General features: G+C 40.1%; 23 protein-coding genes. 8 read left to right on the top strand and 15 right to left on the bottom strand.

All coding sequences use genetic code 11. The annotated features are described in order from the left end of the window. Nucleotides 1–28 precede the first annotated feature (28 nt). The 4 genes from A6E03_RS19460 to argR all read right to left on the bottom strand — a co-directional run bounded on the left by A6E03_RS19460 (nucleotide 29) and on the right by argR (nucleotide 5,117). Nucleotides 29–466: a universal stress protein gene (locus A6E03_RS19460; protein ID WP_065592252.1), complete on the bottom strand. Its 438-nt coding sequence runs from the start codon at nucleotides 464–466 to the stop codon at nucleotides 29–31. 56 nt (nucleotides 467–522) lie between these two features. Then, on the bottom strand, nucleotides 523–3,093 hold the full coding sequence (locus A6E03_RS19455) for a TRAP transporter permease (protein WP_065601573.1): 2,571 nt from the start codon (nucleotides 3,091–3,093) through the stop codon (nucleotides 523–525). Between the two features lie 229 nt (nucleotides 3,094–3,322). After that, entirely contained in the window at nucleotides 3,323–4,297 is a 975-nt protein-coding gene (locus tag A6E03_RS19450) for a TAXI family TRAP transporter solute-binding subunit (RefSeq protein ID WP_065601572.1), read from the bottom strand. A gap of 349 nt (nucleotides 4,298–4,646) precedes the next feature. Further along, on the bottom strand, nucleotides 4,647–5,117 hold the full coding sequence (argR, locus tag A6E03_RS19445; protein WP_065592249.1) for a transcriptional regulator ArgR: 471 nt from the start codon (nucleotides 5,115–5,117) through the stop codon (nucleotides 4,647–4,649). 334 nt (nucleotides 5,118–5,451) lie between these two features. Between argR and mdh the strand changes: the two genes are divergently transcribed. Continuing rightward, nucleotides 5,452–6,387: a malate dehydrogenase gene (gene mdh, locus A6E03_RS19440; RefSeq protein ID WP_065601571.1), complete on the top strand. Its 936-nt coding sequence runs from the start codon at nucleotides 5,452–5,454 to the stop codon at nucleotides 6,385–6,387. Nucleotides 6,388–6,460: 73 nt separating this feature from the next. On the opposite strand, the gene ispB is transcribed toward mdh, so the two are convergent. After that, entirely contained in the window at nucleotides 6,461–7,432 is a 972-nt protein-coding gene (gene ispB / locus A6E03_RS19435; RefSeq protein WP_065592247.1) for an octaprenyl diphosphate synthase, read from the bottom strand. 286 nt (nucleotides 7,433–7,718) lie between these two features. On the opposite strand from ispB, the gene rplU reads away from it, so the two are divergent. From rplU to folA, 6 genes are all read left to right on the top strand, one after another. Continuing rightward, nucleotides 7,719–8,030 (top strand): 50S ribosomal protein L21, encoded by a 312-nt coding sequence (gene rplU / locus A6E03_RS19430; protein ID WP_060993942.1) that lies wholly within the window; start codon nucleotides 7,719–7,721, stop codon nucleotides 8,028–8,030. 17 nt (nucleotides 8,031–8,047) lie between these two features. Next, entirely contained in the window at nucleotides 8,048–8,305 is a 258-nt protein-coding gene (gene rpmA / locus A6E03_RS19425) for a 50S ribosomal protein L27 (RefSeq protein WP_012549189.1), read from the top strand. A 282-nt stretch (nucleotides 8,306–8,587) separates the two neighbouring features. Continuing rightward, a complete protein-coding gene (cgtA, locus tag A6E03_RS19420) occupies nucleotides 8,588–9,766 on the top strand; it encodes an Obg family GTPase CgtA (RefSeq protein ID WP_065592246.1) in 1,179 nt (392 codons plus the stop codon). Between the two features lie 122 nt (nucleotides 9,767–9,888). Next, nucleotides 9,889–10,656, top strand: coding sequence for a threonine/serine exporter ThrE family protein (locus A6E03_RS19415; RefSeq protein WP_065592245.1), 768 nt, complete (start codon nucleotides 9,889–9,891; stop codon nucleotides 10,654–10,656). Next, nucleotides 10,656–11,147 carry a threonine/serine exporter family protein gene (locus A6E03_RS19410; RefSeq protein WP_065592244.1) on the top strand — a complete coding sequence of 164 codons (492 nt, stop codon included), beginning with the start codon at nucleotides 10,656–10,658 and terminating at the stop codon, nucleotides 11,145–11,147. The genes A6E03_RS19415 and A6E03_RS19410 overlap by 1 nt, the downstream gene beginning before the upstream one ends. A gap of 23 nt (nucleotides 11,148–11,170) precedes the next feature. Beyond that, on the top strand, nucleotides 11,171–11,650 hold the full coding sequence (gene folA / locus A6E03_RS19405) for a type 3 dihydrofolate reductase (RefSeq protein ID WP_065601570.1): 480 nt from the start codon (nucleotides 11,171–11,173) through the stop codon (nucleotides 11,648–11,650). A 143-nt stretch (nucleotides 11,651–11,793) separates the two neighbouring features. On the opposite strand, the gene apaH is transcribed toward folA, so the two are convergent. The 5 genes from apaH to lptD form a co-directional block, all read right to left on the bottom strand. Next, nucleotides 11,794–12,615, bottom strand: coding sequence for a bis(5'-nucleosyl)-tetraphosphatase (symmetrical) ApaH (apaH, locus tag A6E03_RS19400; RefSeq protein ID WP_065601569.1), 822 nt, complete (start codon nucleotides 12,613–12,615; stop codon nucleotides 11,794–11,796). Between the two features lie 96 nt (nucleotides 12,616–12,711). After that, nucleotides 12,712–13,545 carry a 16S rRNA (adenine(1518)-N(6)/adenine(1519)-N(6))-dimethyltransferase RsmA gene (rsmA, locus tag A6E03_RS19395; protein WP_065592241.1) on the bottom strand — a complete coding sequence of 278 codons (834 nt, stop codon included), beginning with the start codon at nucleotides 13,543–13,545 and terminating at the stop codon, nucleotides 12,712–12,714. After that, nucleotides 13,542–14,531: a 4-hydroxythreonine-4-phosphate dehydrogenase PdxA gene (gene pdxA / locus A6E03_RS19390; protein ID WP_083190355.1), complete on the bottom strand. Its 990-nt coding sequence runs from the start codon at nucleotides 14,529–14,531 to the stop codon at nucleotides 13,542–13,544. Before pdxA ends, rsmA begins: the two co-directional genes overlap by 4 nt. Then, a complete protein-coding gene (gene surA, locus A6E03_RS19385; RefSeq protein ID WP_065592239.1) occupies nucleotides 14,524–15,837 on the bottom strand; it encodes a peptidylprolyl isomerase SurA in 1,314 nt (437 codons plus the stop codon). Before surA ends, pdxA begins: the two co-directional genes overlap by 8 nt. Before the next feature lie 69 nt (nucleotides 15,838–15,906). Then, nucleotides 15,907–18,267 (bottom strand): LPS assembly protein LptD, encoded by a 2,361-nt coding sequence (gene lptD / locus A6E03_RS19380; RefSeq protein WP_065601568.1) that lies wholly within the window; start codon nucleotides 18,265–18,267, stop codon nucleotides 15,907–15,909. A gap of 207 nt (nucleotides 18,268–18,474) precedes the next feature. On the opposite strand from lptD, the gene djlA reads away from it, so the two are divergent. Further along, nucleotides 18,475–19,326 (top strand): co-chaperone DjlA, encoded by an 852-nt coding sequence (gene djlA, locus A6E03_RS19375; RefSeq protein WP_065601567.1) that lies wholly within the window; start codon nucleotides 18,475–18,477, stop codon nucleotides 19,324–19,326. A 23-nt stretch (nucleotides 19,327–19,349) separates the two neighbouring features. Here the strand turns inward: djlA and A6E03_RS19370 are convergent, their stop codons facing one another. The 5 genes from A6E03_RS19370 to leuA form a co-directional block, all read right to left on the bottom strand. Then, complete coding sequence (locus A6E03_RS19370) at nucleotides 19,350–20,129, bottom strand: DUF547 domain-containing protein (RefSeq protein ID WP_065601566.1); 780 nt, start codon at nucleotides 20,127–20,129, stop codon at nucleotides 19,350–19,352. Between the two features lie 124 nt (nucleotides 20,130–20,253). Continuing rightward, nucleotides 20,254–20,856, bottom strand: a complete 603-nt coding sequence (gene leuD, locus A6E03_RS19365) for a 3-isopropylmalate dehydratase small subunit (protein WP_065601565.1) — start codon at nucleotides 20,854–20,856, stop codon at nucleotides 20,254–20,256. 11 nt (nucleotides 20,857–20,867) lie between these two features. After that, nucleotides 20,868–22,283 carry a 3-isopropylmalate dehydratase large subunit gene (gene leuC / locus A6E03_RS19360; protein ID WP_065592234.1) on the bottom strand — a complete coding sequence of 472 codons (1,416 nt, stop codon included), beginning with the start codon at nucleotides 22,281–22,283 and terminating at the stop codon, nucleotides 20,868–20,870. A gap of 15 nt (nucleotides 22,284–22,298) precedes the next feature. Beyond that, nucleotides 22,299–23,390 carry a 3-isopropylmalate dehydrogenase gene (leuB, locus tag A6E03_RS19355; RefSeq protein WP_065592233.1) on the bottom strand — a complete coding sequence of 364 codons (1,092 nt, stop codon included), beginning with the start codon at nucleotides 23,388–23,390 and terminating at the stop codon, nucleotides 22,299–22,301. Nucleotides 23,391–23,472: 82 nt separating this feature from the next. Further along, nucleotides 23,473–25,020 (bottom strand): 2-isopropylmalate synthase, encoded by a 1,548-nt coding sequence (leuA, locus tag A6E03_RS19350; protein WP_065601564.1) that lies wholly within the window; start codon nucleotides 25,018–25,020, stop codon nucleotides 23,473–23,475. Nucleotides 25,021–25,075: the final 55 nt, after the last annotated feature.

Raw genomic sequence — 25,075 nt, 5'->3', positions numbered from 1 at the left:
TCCTTTTTTATTTTCAGTTATAGGAAAATTAACCCTGAGGTTTAACAACCATAACATTAATTGGTGAGTTTTCTACGACTTTGCTCGCCACAGACCCCAACATTACTTTATCAATTTTAGATCGTTTATGGCTTGGCATTACGATTAGATCTGCACCTAGGCGTTCAGCGTAATCTAAAATAGTGACATAAGGTTTGCCTTCTGCAACGTGTACTCTGTATACCACGTCTTCGTCTACAAACTTAGCCGCAAATTCATTCAGTTGCTTTGACACATCTTCCTTCATTTGCTTTGCTGCACCTTTAGGAAAATAAGTCGACACCATTGACATATGGATCCCAGGTAACACATTTAATAAATGCAGTTCAGCGTTAGAATGTTTTGCGTGCCAAACTGCAAGTTCAACCGCTTTATCAGCGAAGCCTTTGTCATTTAAATCTACTGGAACCAAAATTTGTTTATACATAATTTTTTATTACCTAATTAGGGGAGTTCTTCTCCCCTTAGATTCCATTCATTAATTTATGCCGCCAAGTTTTCCTTTTTAGCTCGACGACGCTGATTAAAGCCAAGTGCAAACAGAAGAAGAAGGGTTGGTACAAATACCCACTCTTTTAATGGGCGGTCTGCATCAAGAACCACATTCTTTATTTCCCAATCAAAATCTATACCTGAAGCTTCGGCTGGGCTGCCAAATTCGACCATATCTACAATCATCTTATTATCAATTTCAGATAACATTAGACCCATAGAGCTGACTCGTTCTTCACCAGAGACGGCTCGATCTTCAAAAGGTAAACGAACCGTTTTACTAATGACATCGCCTTCAAGGTTTTGACCAACAACTTCTAATGTGAGGGATTGTCCCACATTTAGGTCTTCAGCAATTTGAGCAATCTCAATACCTTGATAATAATCTTTAGCAGGATAGATCTTATCCCACCAAAAACCGGGACGGAATAATGAGAACGTGATTAAGAGTAATAGAACAACTTCCCACCATTTTGTTTTTGTAAACCACCAGCCTTGCGTTGCAGCAGAGAAGGTCAACATCGCAATGATTGATGAAATAATGGTGAGAGCTAAGTGCCACCAAGAATCGATCCCCATTAACAGTAATTGCGTATTAAAAACAAACATGAAAGGCAATATCGCGGTACGGATATCGTAAGTGAAACCTTGAATACCGGTACGTATTGGGTCTGATTTTGCTATTGCAGCGGCTGCGAATGCAGCAAGCCCCACAGGCGGTGTATCATCGGCTAAAATACCAAAATAGAACACGAATAGATGTACGGCAATTAATGGGATAATTAAACCGTGAGCAGCGCCTAAAGTCACGATAACAGGAGCCATTAAGGTAGAGACAACAATATAGTTAGCTGTTGTTGGTAGACCCATACCTAAAATCAAACTGATCACGGCAGTAAATAACAACATAAAAATAATATTGCCACCAGAAATAAACTCAACGAAATCAGTCATTACTAGACCAATACCCGTTAAGGTGACAACCCCCACGACGGTACCTGCTGCTGCTGTAGCAACGCCGATACCGATCATGTTTCGAGCTCCAGAGACCAAACTTTCTAGTAAGTCATCAAACCCTTGTTTTACGTGGTTTACGGCATTACCTTCTTTAGCAAAGAAGCCTATTAATGGGCGTTGAGTCAGTAAAATGAAGATCATAAATACAGATGCCCAAAATGCAGATAATCCTGGAGAGAAGCGTTCAACGGTCAAACACCAAACTAATACCACAATAGGTAATAAGAAATGTAAGCCTGATTTGATGGTTGGACCGGGATCCGGAACTTCAGTCAGTTCTTCATCAATCGCCATCATGGCATGCTCTTGATATCTAGCAGAAATACTAACTAAGCCGACATAAGAAAGCAGTAGGGCAACAGTGACAATTGGTGTTGCTGCGGCACCGAAGACATCTTTTGTCCAACCAATACCGTAATACACGGCTGCACTCATGACGCACAAGCCAAGAATCGTGCCTGTAAAAGACAATAAGCTATGTACTAATGTTGGAGTATGGCGACGAGGAAGACCTTTCATCCCAGCTTTACAGGCTTCAAGGTGAACAATATAAAGCAGTGCAATATAAGAGATTAAGGCTGGCAATAAAGCGGCTTTAATTACTTCAACATAAGAGATACCAACATATTCAACCATCAAGAATGCAGCAGCGCCCATAATTGGTGGTGTTAATTGACCATTTGTTGATGCGGCAACTTCAACGGCCCCCGCTTTTTCGCCAGAGAATCCCACTCGTTTCATTAATGGGATAGTAAAAGTTCCCGTTGTTACTACGTTTGCAATCGATGAACCAGAAACAAGGCCTGATAAACCAGAAGCCACAACGGCTGCTTTTGCAGGACCGCCTTTCATATGACCAAGTAAAGAGAAGGCGACTTTAATGAAGTAAGCACCAGCCCCCGCCTTTTCTAGCATGGCACCAAAAAGTACAAACAAGAAAACGAAAGAGGTTGAAACGCCTAAGGCAACACCAAAAACACCTTCTGTTGTTAACCATAGATGTGACATTGCTTTATTTAAGCTTGCGCCTTTATGTGCGATCACATCTGGCATATGAGGACCAGCAAAGGTGTAAAGCAAGAACACGGCTGCTACAACCATTAGTGGTGGACCTAAAGCACGTCGAGTTGCTTCAAGTAATAGCACCATACCTAGGACTGAAGCAATAATATCAGGGGTTGTTGGTGCACCAGAACGATCGGCCAATTGAGCATAGAAAATATAAATATAAGCAGCAGAAAAACTACCTGCAAAAGCAAGAACCCAATCTATTGCAGGAATACGATCTCTTGGTGAATTTTTAAGTGCAGGATAAGCAGTGAAAGCTAAAAAGATAGCGAATGCTAAATGTATTGAACGAGCTTCTGTATCGTTAAGTATGCCGAAATCAAAAATGAACGGTAAAGGGGAAGCATACCAAAGTTGGAATAAAGACCAACATAGTGGAACAAACCATAAAATACGGCCAGATAATCCGTGCGGTGAACGAGCACCAGTATCAGATTGGGCCACCATTTCTTGCACATCTTGTGACGACTGCGTCATGTACTTTTCCTTAGTGATGGTCGAAGCTAATACTCAATCATTAAGTATTAGATTACTGAATGTAGCCAATATATAGGCTAGAAAGAACTGATCTTCAAATCCGTTTTCTTATTAATTGTTATCCGTTGCATGGAAAGATCAGAAGTGTTGCGAAGAAACGAAGAGACCATTTGGCCTCTTCGATTTATAGTTGCGCTATTTATTACATGTCGCGCACGCAGAAGAAATACTATTTTAGTAGACCAACTTCTTTGTAATATTTCACTGCACCAGGGTGTAGCGGGATAGAAAGACCGGCTTTTACCATGTCTTCTTTTTTCAGTGTTGCAAATGCAGGGTGAAGACGTTTGAATGTATTGAAGTTTTCAAATACAGCCTTTGCTACGCTGTAGGCAACTTCATCAGAAACATCTGAAGTAGTCACCATTGTTGCAGCTACACCAAAACTATTTACATCGCCTTCCGTGCCACGGTACATGCCAGCAGGAACTGTACTGTATGCGTAGTAAGGGTTATCAGCTACGATCTTATCAATTTTAGGACCAGTCGCGGATACTAGTTTTGCATCACATGATGTTGTTGCTTCTTTGATTGAACCATTTGGGTGACCAACCATATAGATAAATGCATCAATTTTGTTGTCACAAAGTGCTTGAGAGCGCTCAGATCCTTTTAGTTCTGAAGCAAGCTTAAAGCTATCATTTGTCCAACCCATTGCATCCATAACAACACCCATTGTTGCACGGTCACCAGAGCCTGGGTTACCAATGTTTACACGTTTTCCTTCAAGGTCAGCGACGTTGTTAATGCCTGAATCAGTACGAGCGATAATGTTAAAAGGTTCGGTATGAAGAGAGAACATAGCACGCAGTTTCTTGTAAGGGCCTTGAGCTTCAAATTTGCTTGTGCCGTTATAACCATGGTACTGCCAATCTGATTGAACGATACCAAAGTCTAGTTCGCCTGAACGCATCGTATTTACGTTGTAGATAGAACCACCAGTAGATTCAACAGAACAACGAACATTATGCTCTTTACGATCTTTGTTTACTAATTTACAGATAGCACCACCCGTTGGGTAGTAAACACCAGTTACTGAACCTGTACCAATCGTAATAAATTCTTGAGCACTTACGCTACCCATGCTCGCACCTATCATTGCTGTAGCGATAGCGCTTGCTTTAAGTACTTTTCCTAATGCCATGTTATTCCCTTCCTTTATTATGGAGTTTCTTTGCTATTTAAAATAATCTCTAAAACGAGAGAGATAATGAGAGTAAGAAACCGTATTTATTCACTTCATTGTGAAGCGCTTTAAATTTCCTGTTACAGAAATGGCGTATGAATGATAGCAAACTAATGCGTACTTTTTAAAATAGTGTTAATTAAATTATGTCAAAACTGTGAAATAAATAACTATTGATTCTATTAATAGTTAGCATAATGTGCGGTGTTAACATTTATTTAGCATTTGATGGTGAGTTTTATGAGGAGAACTTGTAGGAAAAAGATCGTTTTTATCTCAAAAGCGATCTTTATTAAAGAATTGATTTTTAAATACTGTATTCGAATAGATCACAAACAGAATCGAATAGTTTTGATACTTCGATGCTTCTTGTTGGTGTAATGAAGATAGTATCATCACCAGCAACAACACCTAAAATACCTTCAGATTTCCCCAAAGAATCTAATAAGCGAGCAATTAACTGAGCTGCACCAGGTCCAGTATGAATGACTACCAGCGCATTGTTATAATCAATATCCATAACCAGTTCACGTAAAGAACTTGAAACCGTTGGTACACCCAGTTCAATAGGAAGGCAGTACACCATTTCCATTTTTGCATTACGAGTACGAACAGCGCCAAATTTAGTTAGCATTCGTGAAACTTTTGATTGATTGATGTTATCGAAACCTGAGTTTCGAAGCGCATCAACTATTTCACCTTGCGAACCAAATCGTTCTGCTTTCAGAATGGATTTAAATTCTTTAACTAGTAGTTCTTGCTTTTCACTATTTCGCATGATGTCTGATTCTTTTTGCAATAATTCTAACTATTCTCGCATAATTATTTAGGTATAACCAAATCATAATGGCATTTCTGTGAATACTTACTCATGTATTATTCACTTTACCTGATTCAATATCTCTAATTCGTAAGACAATTTCATTTACAAACAAGGATAAATGCAAGTAGAGTCGCGGGGAATTTATAGCACGATTAGGATGTCATTGCGTAAGGTCGCAAAGCGAAGCGAATAGCATTGAATTTAATTTAAGCTTGCTATAACGTCACTTTCAGTTTGAAAATAAATTAATAATAAAAATATTACCTCTACATACTCAAGGAGAACCAACATGAAAGTTGCTGTTATTGGCGCCGCAGGTGGCATCGGACAAGCTTTAGCATTACTTCTTAAGAATCAATTACCTGCAGGATCTGATCTTGCGCTTTATGATATTGCACCAGTAACGCCAGGTGTGGCTGCGGATCTTAGCCATATCCCAACACCTGTTTCTATTAAAGGTTACTGTGGTGAAGATCCAACACCTGCTCTTGATAATGCAGATGTTGTTTTAATCTCAGCAGGTGTTGCCCGTAAACCAGGTATGGATCGTTCAGATCTTTTCAATATAAATGCTGGCATCGTGAAGTCATTAGCTGAAAAAATTGCAGTGACATGCCCAAATGCATGCATTGGTATTATCACTAACCCTGTAAATACAACAGTAGCAATAGCTGCAGAAGTACTTAAAAAAGCAGGTGTATACGATAAGAATAAACTGTTTGGTATTACAACACTGGATGTGATCCGTTCTGAAACGTTTGTCGCTGAGCTAAAAGATAAAGATCCAAGAGAGATCCGTGTTCCTGTTATTGGCGGTCACTCAGGGGTTACAATACTTCCTCTTCTTTCTCAAGTTGAAGGGGTTGAGTTTACTGCTGAAGAGGTTGTTGCATTAACGCCGCGCATTCAAAATGCGGGTACTGAAGTAGTAGAAGCAAAAGCCGGTGGTGGTTCAGCGACACTTTCAATGGGCCAAGCGGCATGTCGTTTTGGTTTATCGCTAGTAAGAGCGCTTAGTGGTGAGAAAGGTGTTGTTGAATGTGCTTATGTTGAAGGTAATGGCGAGCATACTCGTTTCTTTGCACAACCAATCCTACTTGGTAAAAATGGCGTAGAAGAAGTTCAGTCTTATGGTGAACTGAGTGCATTTGAGCAAGAAGCACTTTCTAATATGCTAGAAACATTGAAAGGCGATATTACGATTGGTGAAGAGTTCGTTAAATAACGAATTATTAACTGATTTAAAAAAGGGCAGATAGTGATCTATCTGCCCTTTTTATATTGTATTTTTATTAAGACTACTTACTGCGTTTTACCGCTAAATGGGCTAAAGCTTTTAATGCCTCTTTATATTCAGACTCTGGCAACATGGTTAATTCAGCAATTGCTTTATCCGCTTCTTCATCGGCTTTTTGTTTTGTGTATTCTAAAGATCCTACTTCTTTCATACAGGCAAGAATAGGTTCTAGTTTATCTAAGCCGTTTCCGTTTTCTATTGCTTCACGGATCATTGCCGCTTGCTCTTTATTACCATGATTCATTGCATGTAATAGAGGAAGGGTTGGTTTTCCTTCAGCAAGATCGTCACCGACATTTTTACCCATGTCTTCACCGTCTGAGGTGTAATCCATTACGTCATCGATCAATTGGAAAGCGGTACCTAAGTATTTACCGTAGTTTTGTAATGCGGTTTCGATCTCTTGGGGTGCATCATTTAGGATCGCGCCAATCTGAGTTGCAGCTTCAAATAAACGAGCGGTTTTAGAATAGATAACCTGCATATAGCTTTCTTCGGTGGTGTTAGGATCATTACAATTCATTAATTGAAGTACTTCACCTTCGGCGATCACGTTAACAGATTCACTCATAAGACTAAGGATCTTTATGGATCCTAGGCTTGTCATCATTTGAAATGAGCGAGTGTAGATAAAGTCACCAACGAGTACGCTTGCAGCATTACCAAATTCAGCGTTAGCTGTTGCTTTTCCGCGACGCATATCTGATTCATCTACCACGTCATCGTGAAGCAGCGTGGCAGTATGAATAAACTCAATAAAGGCCGCAGCCATAGTGTGATCTTTACCTTCGTATCCAAGTGCTTTTGCAGATAAAATGGCAAGCACTGGACGCAAGCGTTTACCACCGCCGCTTACAATGTAAAAACCAAGTTGGTTGATAAGCGCAACGTCTGAATTCAGTTGAGCTAGGATGGTTTCATTTACGATTGCCATGTCATCAGCCGTGAGGGCTTGGATAGCTTTAAAATCCATTATTCTTCCAGCAAGGTTAGGGCCTAAGTTAGGCTTTATTGTAATAAGTGATTACATAAATAATACACTAAATTGAGGGTAGCAATACAGTCGAAAATTCCTCTCTTTTAGCCGATTGACTATTTCGTTTATCTTTTCATCATTTTTCATCATTTTTCTTCAATTTTGGGTTGTCAGATTGAAATCATTCGCGTAGAATCCGGACCCTATTGATGACAAGTTTAACGCACACCAAAATTGTTGAGTAAACAAAATATATGGTAGTGCGAAAGTAGCGGAGTAAAATATGTACGCTGTTTTCCAATCTGGTGGTAAACAACACCGTGTAAGTGAAGGTCAAACTCTTCGCTTGGAAAAATTAGACGTTGAGACTGGCGCAACAGTTGATTTCGACAACGTTCTTATGATTGCTAACGGTGAAGAAATCACTGTTGGTGCACCTTTAGTAGCTGGCGGTAAAGTAACTGCGGAAGTAGTTCAGCACGGTCGTGGCGATAAAATTAAAATCGTTAAGTTCCGTCGTCGTAAGCATTCTCGTAAGCAACAGGGCCATCGTCAATGGTTCACTGAAGTCAGAATCACTGGCATCAGCGCTTAATTTAAGGAGAATAAAAAATGGCACATAAAAAAGCTGGCGGTTCTACTCGTAACGGCCGCGATTCAGAAAGTAAACGTCTTGGTGTTAAGCGTTTCGGTGGCGAATCTGTTCTTGCAGGTAACATCATCGTTCGTCAACGTGGTACTAAATTCCACGCTGGTACTAACGTAGGCATCGGTAAAGACCATACTCTATTCGCTCTATCTGAAGGTAAAGTGAAATTTGAAGTTAAAGGTCCTAAAAACCGTAAATTCGTTTCTATCGACGCTGAATAATCGTTTTTAAAAACTAATTTTAAAAGCCCTGCCACTTGGCGGGGCTTTTTATTTATGGATAGTCACCAGTTAATTATTTTGTCATTTATACTTCTATTAGGTTGGTATTACTAATGAGTTTAAATGCTAGAATACTTAACTAGTGACTATGTTTATATATTACGTAGCGTAAAGATCATAGAAGATCCATTCTCATAATGTCATTTTGATTTACAGTGAAAAGCTTGTATCTGAATGGACAATTACTGAAAAGATTACCAGCGCTACAGCTCGGAGAAGAAAATGAAATTCGTTGATGAAGCGACAATTAAAGTAGATGCAGGCGACGGCGGTAACGGTACTGTTAGTTTTTGGCGTGAAAAGTTTGTTGCTAAAGGCGGCCCTGATGGCGGTGATGGCGGCGACGGTGGTGATGTTTACCTAGAAGCGGATGAAAACCTAAATACACTTATTGATTACCGCTTTAATCGTTTTTACGACGCTGAGCGTGGTAAAAATGGTGGTGGTACTAATAGTACTGGTCGACGTGGTGCAGACATTACGTTGAAAGTACCTGTAGGTACGCGTGCTATTGATATTGATACTGGTGAGAAAGTTGCAGAACTAATGGCTCACGGTATGAAGATCATGGTTGCTAAAGGCGGCTGGCATGGTTTAGGTAATACTCGTTTTAAATCATCGGTTAACCGTGCTCCTCGTCAAAAGACAATGGGAACAAAAGGTGAAGTTCGTGAGCTTCGTCTAGAGCTTCTTTTGCTTGCTGATGTTGGTATGCTTGGTTTACCAAATGCCGGTAAATCAACCTTTATTCGCGCAGTATCTGCAGCAAAACCAAAAGTAGCTGATTATCCATTTACGACCCTTATCCCTAGCTTAGGTGTGGTTCGTGCTCGTGGTAATAAGAGCTTCGTTATTGCGGATATTCCTGGTCTGATTGAAGGTGCAGCTGAAGGTGCAGGCCTTGGTGTTCGTTTCTTGAAACACCTTGAGCGTTGTCGTGTCTTGCTTCATGTGATTGATATTCTTCCTATTGATGGCAGTGATCCTGTTCAAAATGCATTAACTATCATTGATGAGTTAGAGCGTTACAGTGAAAAAGTAGCTAGAAAACCTCGTTGGTTATTATTTAACAAGACGGATCTTCTTCTTGAAGAAGAAGCGAATGAAAAGATCTCTGAGATCTTAGAAGCGTTAGCTTGGGAAGGCGCTCACTTTAAGATTGCTGCGGTAAGTCGTACAGGTACTCAAGAAGTTTGTAATGAGCTGTCTGACTTTATGGATACTTTACCAAAAGAAATTATGACAGATGAAGAAAAAGCAGAGCTTAAAGTTGACTTCATGTGGGATGATTACCATAAAGACGCAATGTCAGGTAAAAACGTAGTTACTGAAGACGGTGACGATGATGATGATTGGGATGACGAAGAAGATGACGGTCATGTTATCTATGCTCGTGATTAAGTCTAAATCAAGATAATTATTATAAAAAACCGCACTTGTTGCGGTTTTTTTTATTTAAGTCATTAAAGATAAAAATGAATAGCTTAGAATGGAGGTTCATTTAGTTAACTATTACGAAGAAAATGGACGAAAAGCAAAGGGAAATATCACGCCTAGTCGCTAAAACTGGGCAAATGTTACTTCAACATGGTGCTGAAAGTAGCTTAGTTTCAGATGTGAGTCGACGATTAGGACTTGCAGTTGGAGCAGATGACGTTGAAATATCACTATCAGCAAGCTCACTTGTAATTACGACAGTGATAAATGAACATTGCATGACAACAGCTCGTAGAGCGCCTGATCGCGGTATAAATATGAGAGCCGTGACAGAGATCCAACGGATCTGCATTATGTCTGAAAAAGGCTTATTAGATAGACATGAAGCCGCTATAAAGTTAGATGCGATTAGTCCGGAAAGATATAATCGTTGGCTTGTGGTTGTGATGATTGGATTATCTTGCGCCAGTTTTTGTCGCTTAGCCGGTGGTGATTGGCCTGTTTTTATAATGACATTTCTTGCTTCTTCTTTAGGGATGATTGTTAGACAAGAGATTGGGCATCGGCACTTCAATCCATTACTGAACTTCGGCATAACAGCCTTCGTTACTACTATTATTTCTTCTCAAGCTGTTGTTTTTAATATTGGAAATACTCCCTTTCTTGCAATGGCTTCTTCTGTTTTGATGTTGGTTCCCGGTTTTCCCTTAATTAATGCTGTTGCAGATATGGTGAAAGGCTACGTGAATATGGGAATTGCGCGTTGGACATTTGCCACTCTGCTTACGTTATCAACCAGTATTGGTATTGTTGGTGCTATGAATTTAGTCGGCGTATGGGGGTGGATTAACTGATGGACAATATAATGACGAATGCGATGGTTGAATTATTCTTAGCATTATTAAACGATATGTTTTTTGCAATGATCCCCGCGGTAGGTTTTGCTCTCGTTTTTAATGTACCGGTAAAGGCTTTAAAATATTGTGCAATTGGTGGAGCAATTGGACATGGTACTCGATTCTTACTAATGCATTATGGTGCACCATTAGAGTGGGCGACACTATGCGCCGCAACAACGGTGGGTATGATCGGAGTGCATTGGTCTCATCGTTTTCTTGCTCATCCTAAAGTATTTACCGTAGCAGCACTAATTCCGATGATCCCTGGTGTTTTTGCCTTTAAGGCAATGATTGCTGTTGTAGAGATTAACCATCTTGGTTATTCACCGGAACTGTGGGGGTTGATGATTGATAATCTAGTTAAAACTTTATTTACAATAGCAGCATTAGCAATTGGTCTTGCTATGCCTGGTCTACTGTTTTACCGTAGAAAGTCGATTGTTTAAATCTGAATATATAAGGAATAGTTTTGAAAATTAGCATGATCGCCGCAATGGCAAAGAATCGTATTATTGGTATTGATAACCAAATGCCATGGCACTTACCTGCTGATTTTGGATGGTTTAAGCAATGCACTATGGGTAAGCCAATTGTAATGGGGCGTAAAACCTATGAATCGATTGGTCGCCCTTTGCCGGGTCGTTTAAATATTGTATTAAGCCGCGATGTGAATCTGAAGATTGAAGGGGTCACTTGTGTGACTTCAATTGATGAAGCGAAACAAGTCGCTGGTGATATTGACGAGCTAATGGTCATTGGTGGTGGTTCAATTTATCAAGCCTGTCTTGCTGATGCTGACAAACTGTATCTTACGTTTATCGATGCTGATATCGAAGGTGATACTCAATTTCCAGATTGGGGTGAGGGTTGGAAGCCGGCTCATTCTGAAACGTATTTGAAAGATGAAAAGAATAAGTACGATATGGAGTTTGTGGTTCTAGAAAAGTAAGAGCAGGGTTCAGATCGCTTCGCTAGCAGAATTCAGAAGTGGTCGTTGATATTTCAGCGTTTAACTCTGAACTCTGCTAGGGAGTTTACGACCGATCTGAATTCTTTGCTCTTATAGTCTCTAGTCAGCGAAGCGTATCGTTTCTAGCTCAACGCTTTTTGAGTAAAATACTTCCCATCATCAACACGATACATCGTCATATACTCCCCCCAGACACAACCTGTATCCAGCGCTATTACGTCATTTCCTTCATGTCCCATCAAAGCTGCCCAATGGCCAAATATGACTCTATGAGTTAGAGGAAGGCGAGAGCTTAACTCAAACCAAGGGACTAATTTATCTTTATCTTCTGCTGATAAGTCCTGTGGAGGTTGTTTACAATCCATATCTAATCTTGCGTCATTAAAACAAAAACGCATGCGTGTAAAGGCGTTGATAATATAGCGATAACGCTCGATACCAGTAAGATCTGCTCGCCATAAATCAGGATGGTTTTCGTACATATTCTCTAATAACCAAATCCATTTATCTGATTGTAAAATCGCTTCAACTTCACGAGCGCATTCCATCGCTATATTGATGTCCCATTGAGGAGAAATACCAGCATGACTCATGACAATATTATGCTCAGGGTGAATGGCTAATAAAGGTTGTTGGCGTAACCACGTTAATAATTCTTTACTGTCTGGCGCGGAGAAAATAGGGGCGGTTTTATCTTTCTCTTTGACACGAGAAATGCCCTGAGATACAGCAAGTAAGTGAAGGTCATGGTTTCCAAGAATGGTGACAGCGGCTTTCCCTAATGATTTTACAAAGCGAAGGGTTTCTAATGATTTAGGTCCGCGAGCAACAAGATCGCCAGTTAACCAGAGCTGATCGTATTCTCTATCGAAATTAACCTGTTCTAAAAGTAAAAGTAGTTCGTCTAAACACCCTTGAATATCACCCACAAAATACGTTGCCATGTCCCTTTCCTTTTATTAGTTGGGTATAAAATAGATAGAAAAAAGGTGACAATGAAGTCACCTTTTATTTACTAGTTGTTAGTCATGTATAAAGACTTAAGCTGATTCTTTTGATTCAGCTTGGAAGTTATCATTTAACCAGTTTGCCATCGTTACAAATTGTTCTAACGTTAAGTTTTCAGGGCGAAGAGTAGGATTGATGCCTAATTCTTCTAGCTGCTCTCTAGTTAGTAATGCTTTAAAACAGTTACGAACTGTTTTACGACGCTGATTAAAGCCTTCACGGCATACACGATCAAGCCACTTTAGGTTTTTTGCCGGATATGGAAGTACTTCATAAGGCACTAAGCGAACAACCGCAGAATCAACTTTCGGTGGTGGAACAAATGCTGTTGGTGGCACTTCAAGTACAGGCATTACTCTACAGTAATATTGTGCCATAACGGTTAGGCGACCATAAGCTTTAGTCCCAGGACCCGCAGCTAGACGGTTAACCACTTCTTTTTGTAGCATAAAGTGCATGTCTTGGATGTCTTTATGAAACTCAAAAAGGTGGAACATTAAAGGTGTTGAGATGTTATATGGCAAGTTACCAAAAATACGTAATTTATTACCTTCTTGGATAAGTTGCGTGAAGTCGAAGCGCATTGCGTCGCCTTCATGAATCGTTAGTTTGCTACCTAGTTCTGGGTGCGTACGTAAACGAGCAGCCAAGTCACGGTCAAGTTCAATAACGGTAAATTTGTCAATTTCACGGCCAACAGGTTCAGTGATAGCACCAAGACCTGGACCAATTTCTACTAGGTTTTGGCCTGGTAGAGGATTAATTGCAGATACGATTCCATCGATCACATAAGGGTCATTTAAGAAGTTCTGACCAAAGCGTTTCTTCGCTTTATGGCCTAAATGGACATCATTTCTTGTACTCATTTATTTTCTACCAGTTCAATTGCATGGGTAAGTGCGGTAATAAAGCTTCCTGCATCTGCTTTTCCAGTACCTGCTAATTCCAATGCAGTACCATGGTCTACGGAGGTTCGGATGAAAGGTAAACCTAACGTAATGTTTACCGATTTTCCAAAGCCTTTAAATTTTAGCACAGGAAGCCCTTGATCGTGATACATAGCGAGTACCGCGTCCGCTTCTTGTAGGTATTTATCTTGAAATAACGTGTCTGCTGGCAATGGACCGATTAAGTTCATGCCTTCTTCTTCACGTAATTCATTTAATGCAGGCGCTATGATATCAATTTCTTCGCGACCAAGACAGCCATCTTCACCTGCATGCGGATTTAATCCACAGACAAAAATAGCAGGGTTAATGATGCCAAACTTAGTGATTAAATCTTGATGTAAGATTCGAATGACTTGTTTTAATCGGTCATCAGTAATTGCTTTAGCGACATAAGCTAAAGGTATGTGAGTAGTTACTAACGCAACGCGAAGTCCCTCTGTTGCTAGCATCATTACAACTTGTTGTGTATTAGATAATTCGGCAAAGAACTCGGTATGGCCACTAAAAGCAACACCTGCACGATTAATTACCCCTTTGTGTACTGGGCCGGTAACTACGGCATCAAACTCACCATCCATATTACCTTGAGCGGCGCGCGTTAAGGTTTCTAATACATAGTGACCATTCACTTCATTTAGCTGACCAGCAATAACGTCTGTGCCTAATTCGATGTTATCTACAATTAATGTCCCAGCACGATGAGATTTTGCGGGTGTATTTACATCGTAGTTTTCAATATTAATTGATAACTTTAATTGTTTTGCTCTTTGTTCTAATGCCGTTCGATTACCACAGATAACCAACTGATGAGGCCAATCTTGTTGTGCAATAGTAAGAACAAGATCTGGACCAATACCCGCGGGCTCACCTGGGGTGATAGCTATACGTTTAATATTATTCATTTTCATCACTGCTATCATTATCTTGTAATATTTCGACGTAAGCACTTGCTCTTATTTCTTGTAACCAAGCACCTGATTCTTCGTTAAACTTACGGTTCATTAGAATGCGGTAAGCTTTATTTTTCATTGCTGCATCCGTTCTATCAACTTGGCGACGCTCTAATACTTCAGCAATATGCCAGCCATGAACTGTTTTAAATGGTGCACTTATCTGCCCTATTGGTAATGTTTCTATTTGGTGCTTAAATTCAGGAACGTATAAATCAGGGGTTTGGAAGCCTAATTCACCATCTTTTGCGGCAGAGCCTGGATCTTGGCTATAGCGTTTAGCCATTTCGGCAAAGGTATCATTACCTGCTTTAATGTCTGCGATAATATTATTTAGCTGACGTTGTGCACCTTCATCACTCATGATTACCGAGGTCTTGATTAAGATATGGCGTGCATTTACTTCGGTTACTGCGATTGTTTCAAGCCCTTTTACATCATCGATTTTAAGAATATGAAAACCAACGCCTGAACGGAAAGGGCCAATAATACTATTTTTACCTTCGCCGGTAATTTGGTCTGCGAAGATGGTAGGCATTTCTTCTTTACGCATCCAACCCCAATCGCCACCTTGTAGTGCTTTCGGACCTTTTGAATAAGTGTATGCCATGGTAGCGAAATCAGCACCTTGCTTTAATCGTTCCGTTAGATCTTTTGCTTGTTGCTCTAACGCTTCTTTATCCGCTTGAGTTGCACCATCTTCTATTCGTAGTTGAATATGGCTTATTTTGTATTGAACGGTAGCCTGAGTTTCTTCTGATAGTAATAAGGCGAGACTTTCTACTTCTTGTGGCAATATGTTTATACGACGACGAACTTGCGCATTTCGAGCTTCACTTGCTGCTATCTCTTTACGAATTTGCTCTCGAAAACTAGCATAAGACAGCCCTTGTGCGGCTGTTTTCTGCTGTAGTTGAGCAAGTGTCATATTGTTTTCTTTTGCAATACTTTTCAACGCATCTTCTAAGCGAGTATCATCAATTCGAATGCCCATTTTTTCAGCTTGTTGAGTTTGAATCGTATCTACAATAAGCTTTTCAAGAACTTGTTCACGAAGTATAGATTCTTCTGGTAAAGGTTGATTTTTTTCTTGAGCGTTTATTTTTATTGTTTTTAGTGAAGTATCAATATCACTTTGAAGGACTACGCCTTCGTCAACAATCGCCACCACTCGGTCAAGTTCAACCGGTGCTGCTTGTACATTGATGGTTAGCATTAATAATAAGGTGCTAACCAATGGGAATTTCCAGTTTTTCATAGTGTCATCCAAGAGTAAGGAGCATGAAATACCGTTAGAGAAAAGGTATTTCATGTATGTCCGTATAAATTAATTATTTAAATAAAATGGGCGACCATAGCCTAAAGCATTGGTTGCAGAACCTGAGGTTACAGCTGTGTTTGTACCTAATCCTCTAATACCAATTGAAAGCATAACATTACTTTCATATTCTGGTTGGTAAGAACCTATTGTTCCTGAAGTATCAGAGTTTGGAGCAATTAATTGATTACTGTAAGTTAAGCCAAATGACCAACAATCACTCATATACATAGCGCCGACCAGTGCTTCTATCATTTGGTCTTCTTTTGTATCATGGAAATATTGGCCTTGTAGGGCCCAATTATTACCAATATTATATTGAGTGAGTAGTCCTGCTTGATAAATACCGAACTGTGTAATCTTTTCTAAAGAGTCTTCAAAGTTCACGTTACTTTCAATGTAGTTTTTACTTACATAACGATAATTTACTTGAACGTATCCTTTAGGTACTCGATATTCCAAAGTACTGTTTGCGACTTGAAGTTCATCCTCATTCGAGTCATATTGAATGCCGCCATGATAAAATAGATAATCATCATAATTAAAGTCGCTTTCAATTGCCCAAGCTGACGAGTTTTTACTGTCATTATTGTCGTTTTTAGTACCTGTACCTGAAAGGTAGAGGATTTGACCAAAAGAAATATTCATACGCTCTTTATAAGAATTATCATAAAATCGCGATGTTGCACCAATACTAAATTGGTTAGCTTGTGCGATGTAATCAACACCACTGTATTGACGATCTCTAAATAGTCCGTAGTAGTCTAGTTGTAATTTGTTGCTGTCATAGCCTCCATCACCGGTACCACCGTAGATTTCACTTTGATCGACCTCTGGAACATACAGGTATTGTATTTTAGGTTCTAAGGTTTGTAAGTATTCACCTAAAAATTTATGTGTGCTGTCTAAATAAATCGCACCATTGATGCGAACTTCAGGAATTGTTCTGTCTGTTTCTTCTTCTAAATCAGATAATGATGCACTTTTTGAATCAAATTCTTGTGAATAATATGTATAAAGCAGGCTTGCTTCTGGTGTTAATGACCACCAAGTTGAGCTTAATGGTAAGCTTAATTTGGGCTCCATGTGTACACGAGTTGCAGATGGTTTTGATGGATCATCAGTTTCAAACTTACTTATATGACTATGTAGGGTGAAATCCAGCTCTTTATAAAGCTGTGGAGCGTAATAATTAAATTCAAGTTGTGGCATTAAGCGATATGGATTTTGATCATCGACTAATACTTGGAAGTCACGAACACGCATGGTCATATCCCAATCTTGAGTTCGATAGGAGACCTCACCTGATTGTTGTAATTGACCTTCATCTCGCGTACCAATGCTAGAACTTAAGTCTTGAAAATAATCAATATCACTGACTTGAGAGTATTCAACATCAAATTTCCAATTCTTCTCATATATTCCTGAATGATTCCAACTGATTCCCCAACGAGAGCCTTTATCTTTAAATTTAGCATCGTCATTAAGGTATTCAAGGTCGACAGTACCTTTACCAAAGTTTTCTAAATAACGAAATTCACCTTCGAATTGAGTACCACGTTTTTCCATATAATTAAGGGTCGTAGTGGCGTCATAATTTGGTGCTATATTCCAATAGATAGGAATGGATAGTTCAAAGCCATTTTTACTGTCTAAGCCAGCGCTAGGTATTAGTAGACCTGTTTTTCGAGTATCGCCGACAGGAACGGTGACATAAGGAAGATATAAAATAGGGACATCAAGTACTTCAAAGCGAGCATTGTAGAATGTTGCCCATTCATCAGATTGATCAAGTTCGATATCACTGGCTTTAAAACGCCAACTGTTATCGTCAGCCGGGCAAGTGGTAAAAGAAGCATCTTCAAGTTGATAAATGGCTTGTCCTGTTTTTAATACTCTACTTGCTTCTCCTCGAATTGGTTGACACGCCATTCTATAGGAAGTGTTGATCATGGTGGTGTCTTCGGTGGTTAAATCAGTCGTGACCTTATCCGATGTTGACCTCATATCCATGCTTGAGTAATCTACATTGCCCTCTGCAATAGCAATATTCTCTTGTTGATGCAAAGTAATACTGTCTGCTTTGATCTCTTGACGGCCTTTAATAATATGAACGTTACCTTTATAGGTCGCTTTTGAATTATTACTGGCTTCAACGCTGTCTGCTTGAATAAGCACAGGTTGTTGATCTTCTTCCTCTTTTGAGGTTTTATCTGGTACTTCACAGGAGTTTACTGTGTCAGATTGCAAAGGGAAGATTATGCTACTTTCTGGAGATACAGGTTTACTTCCATCATCAGCGATGACGGGAGAACCGTAAAGAAGGCATCCAGCAAATGAAGCAAGTAGGCTGCGAGAGGTAAAAGGCATCGAGTTAGACGTTCCTGTTCGTTATATTAATCCGCTGATATACTCAAAGAGACTAGACAGAGTCAGTTGTTTATAATAAAGCAAAAGCCATACCCAAACCACCCATAAGATGTCGCTATCATCTATTAATGGTTGTAAAGTAACAGGCTGCGTTTGCTCAGAGTGTGACAGAGTAAAAATAGAATAATTCATTAATTGGAATATAAAATGCAAATATTTGGCAAAATATTAGGTGGTTTTTTTGGTTTCCTATTTGGCGGCTTTTTTGGCGCGGCATTAGGGCTCTTTATTGGTCATCAATTTGATAAAGCAAAACGCATGGCAAACAGCGGTTTTACCTTTCAAACTGGCGGTGCTTCTCAAACTCAAAAGCAAGCGGAGTTTTTCCATGCTGCTTTTGCTGTTATGGGGCACGTTGCGAAAGCAAAAGGGCAAGTGACAGCACAAGAGATCCAATTAGCATCTATGATGATGGATCGTATGAACTTAAGTGCTTCTCAAAAGAAAGAAGCACAAGAAGCGTTTATTGAAGGTAAAGGTAATGACTTTCCATTGCGAGAAACGCTGCAAAAAATTCGGTCGATCACCGGTGGTCGTTATGACCTATTGCAATTCTTTTTAGAACTGCAAATTGCATCAGCGATTGCTGACGGTGATATTCACCCAAGTGAGCGTGACATCTTACATATTGTTGCTGAAGAACTTGGTTTTAGTGCTGAACAACTTGAAAAACGCTTAAAGATGCAAGAAGCCGCTTTTCGTTTTCAACAAGGTGGAGGCTTCTCTGGTCAGCAGGGTGGTTCACATCAAAGTCATGGACAGTGGCAAAAAGCCAGTTCAGCAGATCAACTGAAAGATGCATATAATTTATTAGGTGTTAGTGAGGATGCCGATGCGAAAGCAATTAAGCGCGCGCATCGTAAGCTAATGAATGAACATCACCCTGATAAGTTAGTAGCGAAAGGCTTACCACCTGAAATGATGAACATGGCAAAAGAAAAAGCACAAGAAATCCAAGGTGCGTACGATTTAATTAAGAAAGCAAAAGGGATGAAATAATCCCTTTATTTGAATGAACAATATTATTGTTTATTCAGATCCCAATCGTACTCATAACTGATATCGCCTTTGAATGGTTTTAATTCTGGGCGATATTTTTTTAGGTGTGCAAAAAGTTGCTGTTGATTGCCAAAATCGAGAGCGAACCACTCATAGATAGATGAAAGTTGAACTTTGTTATTAGTAATAAGTACGCCTTTTTTACTATTAATAAATTCTGTGGCGGCTTTATTCAGTAATTGTTCGCTGTTGTTTGCTGTGAATGCTTTTGCCTGTAGGTTAGGGCAACCAAAACTGGCACAATTCACCGCATAGTGGGTTCTTGGGTCGTTCCAAATTGGGCGAAGAATTCGATGCTCAATGTCATTTAAGGTTAAGGCTTTACCTGCGACCGTAATCACTTCTTCATCCCAAGGTCCAAAACTAAACAGCCCTCCCAATTTTGTAATCGACTTGATTGGATAGTTATCTAAAATAATTTTTACAGTGATGGCATTATAAAGATTTACCCAATAAGCATATTGCTCAGATTTCTTATACTCTCTAGGGTCAATTCGGCGCATTTGGCGTAAATAACTATTTAAGATTTTCTCATCAGAATTAGTTACATTAGCATAATCAAAAAGAGAGTATTCCCCTTGATTTTCTAGGTATTTATCTAATGTTTGCTGCCAATGTTGGTGTGAAATAGTGGTGGCATTTTTTTCATTACTGACATCCCAGTAATCCCATAATTCAGATTTGGGTGCTGCGAACGTATTGAATGAGAAAAGCAAAAGTAACGAGGAAATAAGGATTTTCATAAAAGGTACCTGACTTTTGTTTACTAATAATTATTGATTATAGATGGCCTGTGTTTTATAGACAAAAAAGAGGTTGATACGTTCATATCAACCTCTAATATTTCCTGAATACGAATCCTGAATCCTATTTCAAGAAGCTTGGGATCTTCGCTTCATATTCTGAGATTTTATCAGCGTGTTGCAGCGTTAAACCTATATTGTCCAAACCATTCAATAGGCAGTGGCGACGGAATTCATCGATCTCAAAGCTATATTGCTTATTGTTAGCAGTCACTAACATCGCCTCTAAATCAACGGTGATTTCTGCGCCTTCGTTTGCTTCAACGAATTGGAAAATTTCATCCACTTCAATGTCCGTTAAACGAACTGGGATCATCTGGTTATTGATTGAGTTACCATAAAAAATATCGGCAAAGCTTGGTGCGATCATGACTTGAATACCATAATCAGCTAATGCCCAAGGGGCGTGTTCACGAGATGAACCACAACCAAAGTTTTCACGAGCAAGGAGAATACTCGCGCCTTGGTAACGTGGTGCATTCATCACAAACTCAGGATTGGCTTGCTCTCCGGCATCATCAAGAAATCGCCAGTCATGGAATAAGTGTTTACCAAAACCAGTGCGGTTTACTTTTTGTAGAAACTGCTTTGGAATGATCGCATCGGTATCAATGTTTGCCGTATTTAAAGGAACGACTAGACCTGTATGTTGCTTAAAACCTGACATAGTAAATTCCTTTATGCTTGTGCTGTAACAGTGCGAATATCAACAAAGTGGCCTGCAATTGCCGCTGCTGCTGCCATTGCTGGGCTAACTAGGTGAGTTCGACCATCACGGCCTTGGCGACCTTCAAAGTTACGGTTAGATGTTGATGCACAACGCTCTTGTGGACCTAAACGATCGTTATTCATTGCAAGACACATAGAGCAACCCGGTAAGCGCCATTCAAAACCTGCCTCTTTAAAGATCACATCTAGACCTTCTTTTTCTGCTTGTGCTTTTACTTGCTCAGAACCTGGAACAATTAACGCTTGAACATGAGCAGCCACTTTATTCCCTTTTGCTACGGCGGCAGCAGCGCGCATGTCTTCGATGCGTGAGTTAGTACAAGAGCCAACAAACACTTTATCTACATTGTAATCAGACAGAGATTTACCCGCTTCAAGTCCCATGTAAGCCAGTGCTTTTTCAGCTGACGCTTTTTCTACTGGGTCAGAAAAACTCTCAGGAGCAGGGATTGGTTGATCAACGGCAATGACTTGACCTGGGTTGGTGCCCCAAGTTACTTGAGGTTTAATGTCAGCGGCTTCAAGTGTTACTACAGCATCAAACTCAGCGTCATCGTCCGTTTTTAGTGATGACCAGTATTGAATAGCCGCCGTTAAGTCTTCGCCTTGAGGTGAGAATTTACGGTCAGTAATGTAGTCGAATGTCGTTTGGTCTGGTGCGATAAGGCCTGCTTTAGCACCTAATTCGATTGCCATGTTACATACCGTCATACGACCTTCCATCGTAAGGTCGGTAATCGCTTCTCCACAGAATTCAACCACGTAGCCAGTACCACCAGCAGCCGTTGTTTTACCTATGATCGCAAGCACGATATCTTTTGCCGTAATGCCTTCAGCTACTTTGCCTTTGACTTCGATTTTCATGGTTTTAGCACGTGCTTGTTTTAGCGTTTGTGTCGCTAATACATGCTCTACTTCAGAGGTACCAATACCAAATGCTAACGAACCAAATGCGCCGTGGGTTGCAGTGTGTGAATCACCACACACAATCGTCATACCTGGTAAAGTAATACCGAGCTCTGGGCCCATAACGTGCACAATACCTTGGTATTTATGGTTTAGATCGTAAAGGGTCACGCCAAACTCTTCACAGTTTTTTGATAGCGTCTCCATTTGGATTCGAGCCATTTCACCAGAGGCATTAATGTCTTTGGTTTGTGTCGATACATTATGATCCATTGTTGCGAAAGTTTTACCTACTTGACGAACTTTACGACCTTTTTCACGTAACCCATCAAACGCTTGTGGCGAAGTCACTTCGTGCACCAAGTGACGATCGATGTATAGAATCGGGGTTTCGCCTTTTGCTGCTACAGCAACATGGGCATCATAAACTTTTTCGTATAATGTTTTTGCGTTAGACATTGCTTCTTCCTTGAATTACGAATTCAAAATGTATTCAGCGATTTTATCGCCCATTGCTGAGGTAGTTAGTGCGGGTTTATCACCAGCAAGATCTGCCGTAAGTTCACCTGCTGACAGCGCTTTAGATACGGCAGCTTCAATACTTTGTGCTGCTTCTTCTTCACCTAGGCTGTAACGTAACATCAGTGCAGCAGATAAGATCTGAGCCACTGGGTTTGCGATGTTTTTACCTGCGATATCTGGTGCTGAACCACCTGCTGGTTCATACAAACCAAAGTTATCTTTATTTAGGCTTGCAGAAGGAAGCATACCCATAGAGCCTGTGATCATCGCGCACTCATCAGAGATAATGTCACCAAAGATGTTTGAACATAGCATTACATCAAACTGAGAAGGATCTTTGATTAACTGCATGGTCGCGTTATCAATGTACATATGGCTTAGTTTTACATCTGGGTAATCTTGTGCCACTTCCTCTACCACTTCACGCCATAGAATGGAGCTTTGTAGAACGTTAGCTTTATCAATTGAATAAACGTTTTTATTACGTAGACGAGCTGATTCAAAGGCAATCTTTGCAATACGTTCGATTTCGTAGCGGTGGTAAATTTCAGTATCGTAGGCTTTTTCTTGAGGACCTTCGCCTTCACGACCTTTTGGCTGACCAAAATAGATGCCGCCAGTCAACTCACGAACCACGACGATATCAAAACCATTACCAGAAATATCAGCACGCAGTGGAGAGAAATTTTCTAATCCTTTATGAATTTGCGCAGGACGAAGATTACAGAATAGTTGGAAATGTTTACGCAGAGGAAGTAGGGCACCACGCTCAGGTTGATCGTTAGGTGGTAAGTTTTCCCACTTAGGGCCACCAACCGAACCAAATAATACGGCATCTGATTCTTCACAACCTTTTACTGTGCTCTCTGGTAGCGGACAACCATGGTTATCAATCGCAATACCACCAACATCATGCTGCTCGCGTGAAAATGAAATTGCGTGTTTTTTCTCAATTGCATCCAGAACTTTATGTGCTTGTTCCATTACTTCAGGGCCAATACCATCGCCCGGTAAAATCGCAATTTTGTATGTTTTATTCGTCATGTTAATCCTTTAATCTTTTTATTTAATTTGGTTAATCAGAGAAGATAAAGACTTCCCTGATTTAAAATTATTTTCGACTCTCTTAAACCGCAGTAATCTTCTTTTGCTTAATCTCAGCAATTTGATCTGCGCGGTGAATGCTGTTTATTACGTGAAGTAGTGCTTGACCAGAGGCTTCGATAATATCGGTAGCTAGACCGGTACCGTGATACTTACGACCTTTATAGTTCGCAATAATATCCGCTTGACCTAATCCATCTTCGCCTTCGCCTTTTGCAGTTAGATCAAACTTATCTAGAACAATCTCATAGCCTGTTAGTTTGTAGATACATTGATAAAGTGCATCAACAGGGCCATTACCGACAGCGGCTTCACATTTTTCTTCATCACCACAAAGTAGCTTGATACTGGTTGTCGCCATTACACTGCCTGATTGCACACTTAGGTAATTCAACTTATAGAAATCATCTTCATCACGTAAGTTAGCAAAATGCATTAGGGCTTCTAAATCGTAATCAAACACTTGGCCTTTACGATCCGCTAGCTTCACAAAATCAGCATATAGAGCGTCTAGGTTATATTCTTCGTCTTTATAACCCATTGCATCCATGTGGTTCTTAACCGCAGCACGACCTGAACGACTGGTTAGGTTTAATGCTTTGTTTTTTAAGCCAATAGATTCTGGTGTCATGATTTCATAAGTGTTTTTATTCTTAAGCATACCGTCTTGGTGAATGCCTGAAGAGTGGCTAAAGGCGTTTGCGCCTACGATAGCCTTATTGCTTTGAATTGGCATATTACACAGCTGACTTACCAACTTACTGGTGCGGTGGATCTCATCATTTTTAAGACCCGTATGCACACCTAGATACTCTGAACGAGTCTGCAGGATCATTACGATTTCTTCTAGAGAACAGTTACCTGCACGCTCACCAATACCATTTATTGTTCCTTCAACTTGACGAGCACCGGCTTGAACCGCAGCAATAGAGTTAGCCACAGACATCCCCAAGTCATCATGACAATGAACGGAGATAATGGCTTTATCGATGTTTGGAACACGGTTAAATAATTGCTGAATAATACCGCCAAATTCACCAGGAATAGTGTAGCCAACAGTATCTGGAATATTGATGGTGTTTGCACCAGCATTGATGGCTGCTTCTACCATGCGACATAAATTATCAATCGGTGTACGACCTGCATCTTCACAAGAAAACTCAACGTCATCAGTATAATTACGTGCGTGTTTAACCGCTCTTACGCCCATCTCAACCACATCATCGTAGCTACGGCGTAATTTATCTTGAACATGAACGGTAGAAGTAGAAATAAAGGTATGAATTCGGAACGCTTCTGCGACTTTCAATGCTTCTGCTGCCGCATCAATATCTTTAGGAACGGCGCGAGCTAAACCACAAATTCGACTATTTTTAATGTGTTTGGCAATGGTTTGAACTGATTCAAAATCACCTGGAGATGAAACTGGAAAACCCGCTTCAATGACATCAACACCCAGACGCTCAAGCGCATACGCAATCTGTAATTTTTCTTTTACGGTTAAACTCGCTGATAGTGCTTGTTCGCCATCTCGTAAGGTGGTGTCGAAGATAATGACTTGATCGCTCATGGGCTTGCTTCCTTGTGTATGTCGTGCGCTTTAACGACGGTTTTCCATAAAAAAA

The organism is Aliivibrio sp. 1S128, assembly GCF_001691065.1.
In the GTDB taxonomy this organism is placed as follows: domain Bacteria; phylum Pseudomonadota; class Gammaproteobacteria; order Enterobacterales; family Vibrionaceae; genus Aliivibrio.
The sequence above is the reverse complement of the archived record's forward strand: the minus strand, read 5'-3'. Positions and strand labels throughout refer to the sequence as shown.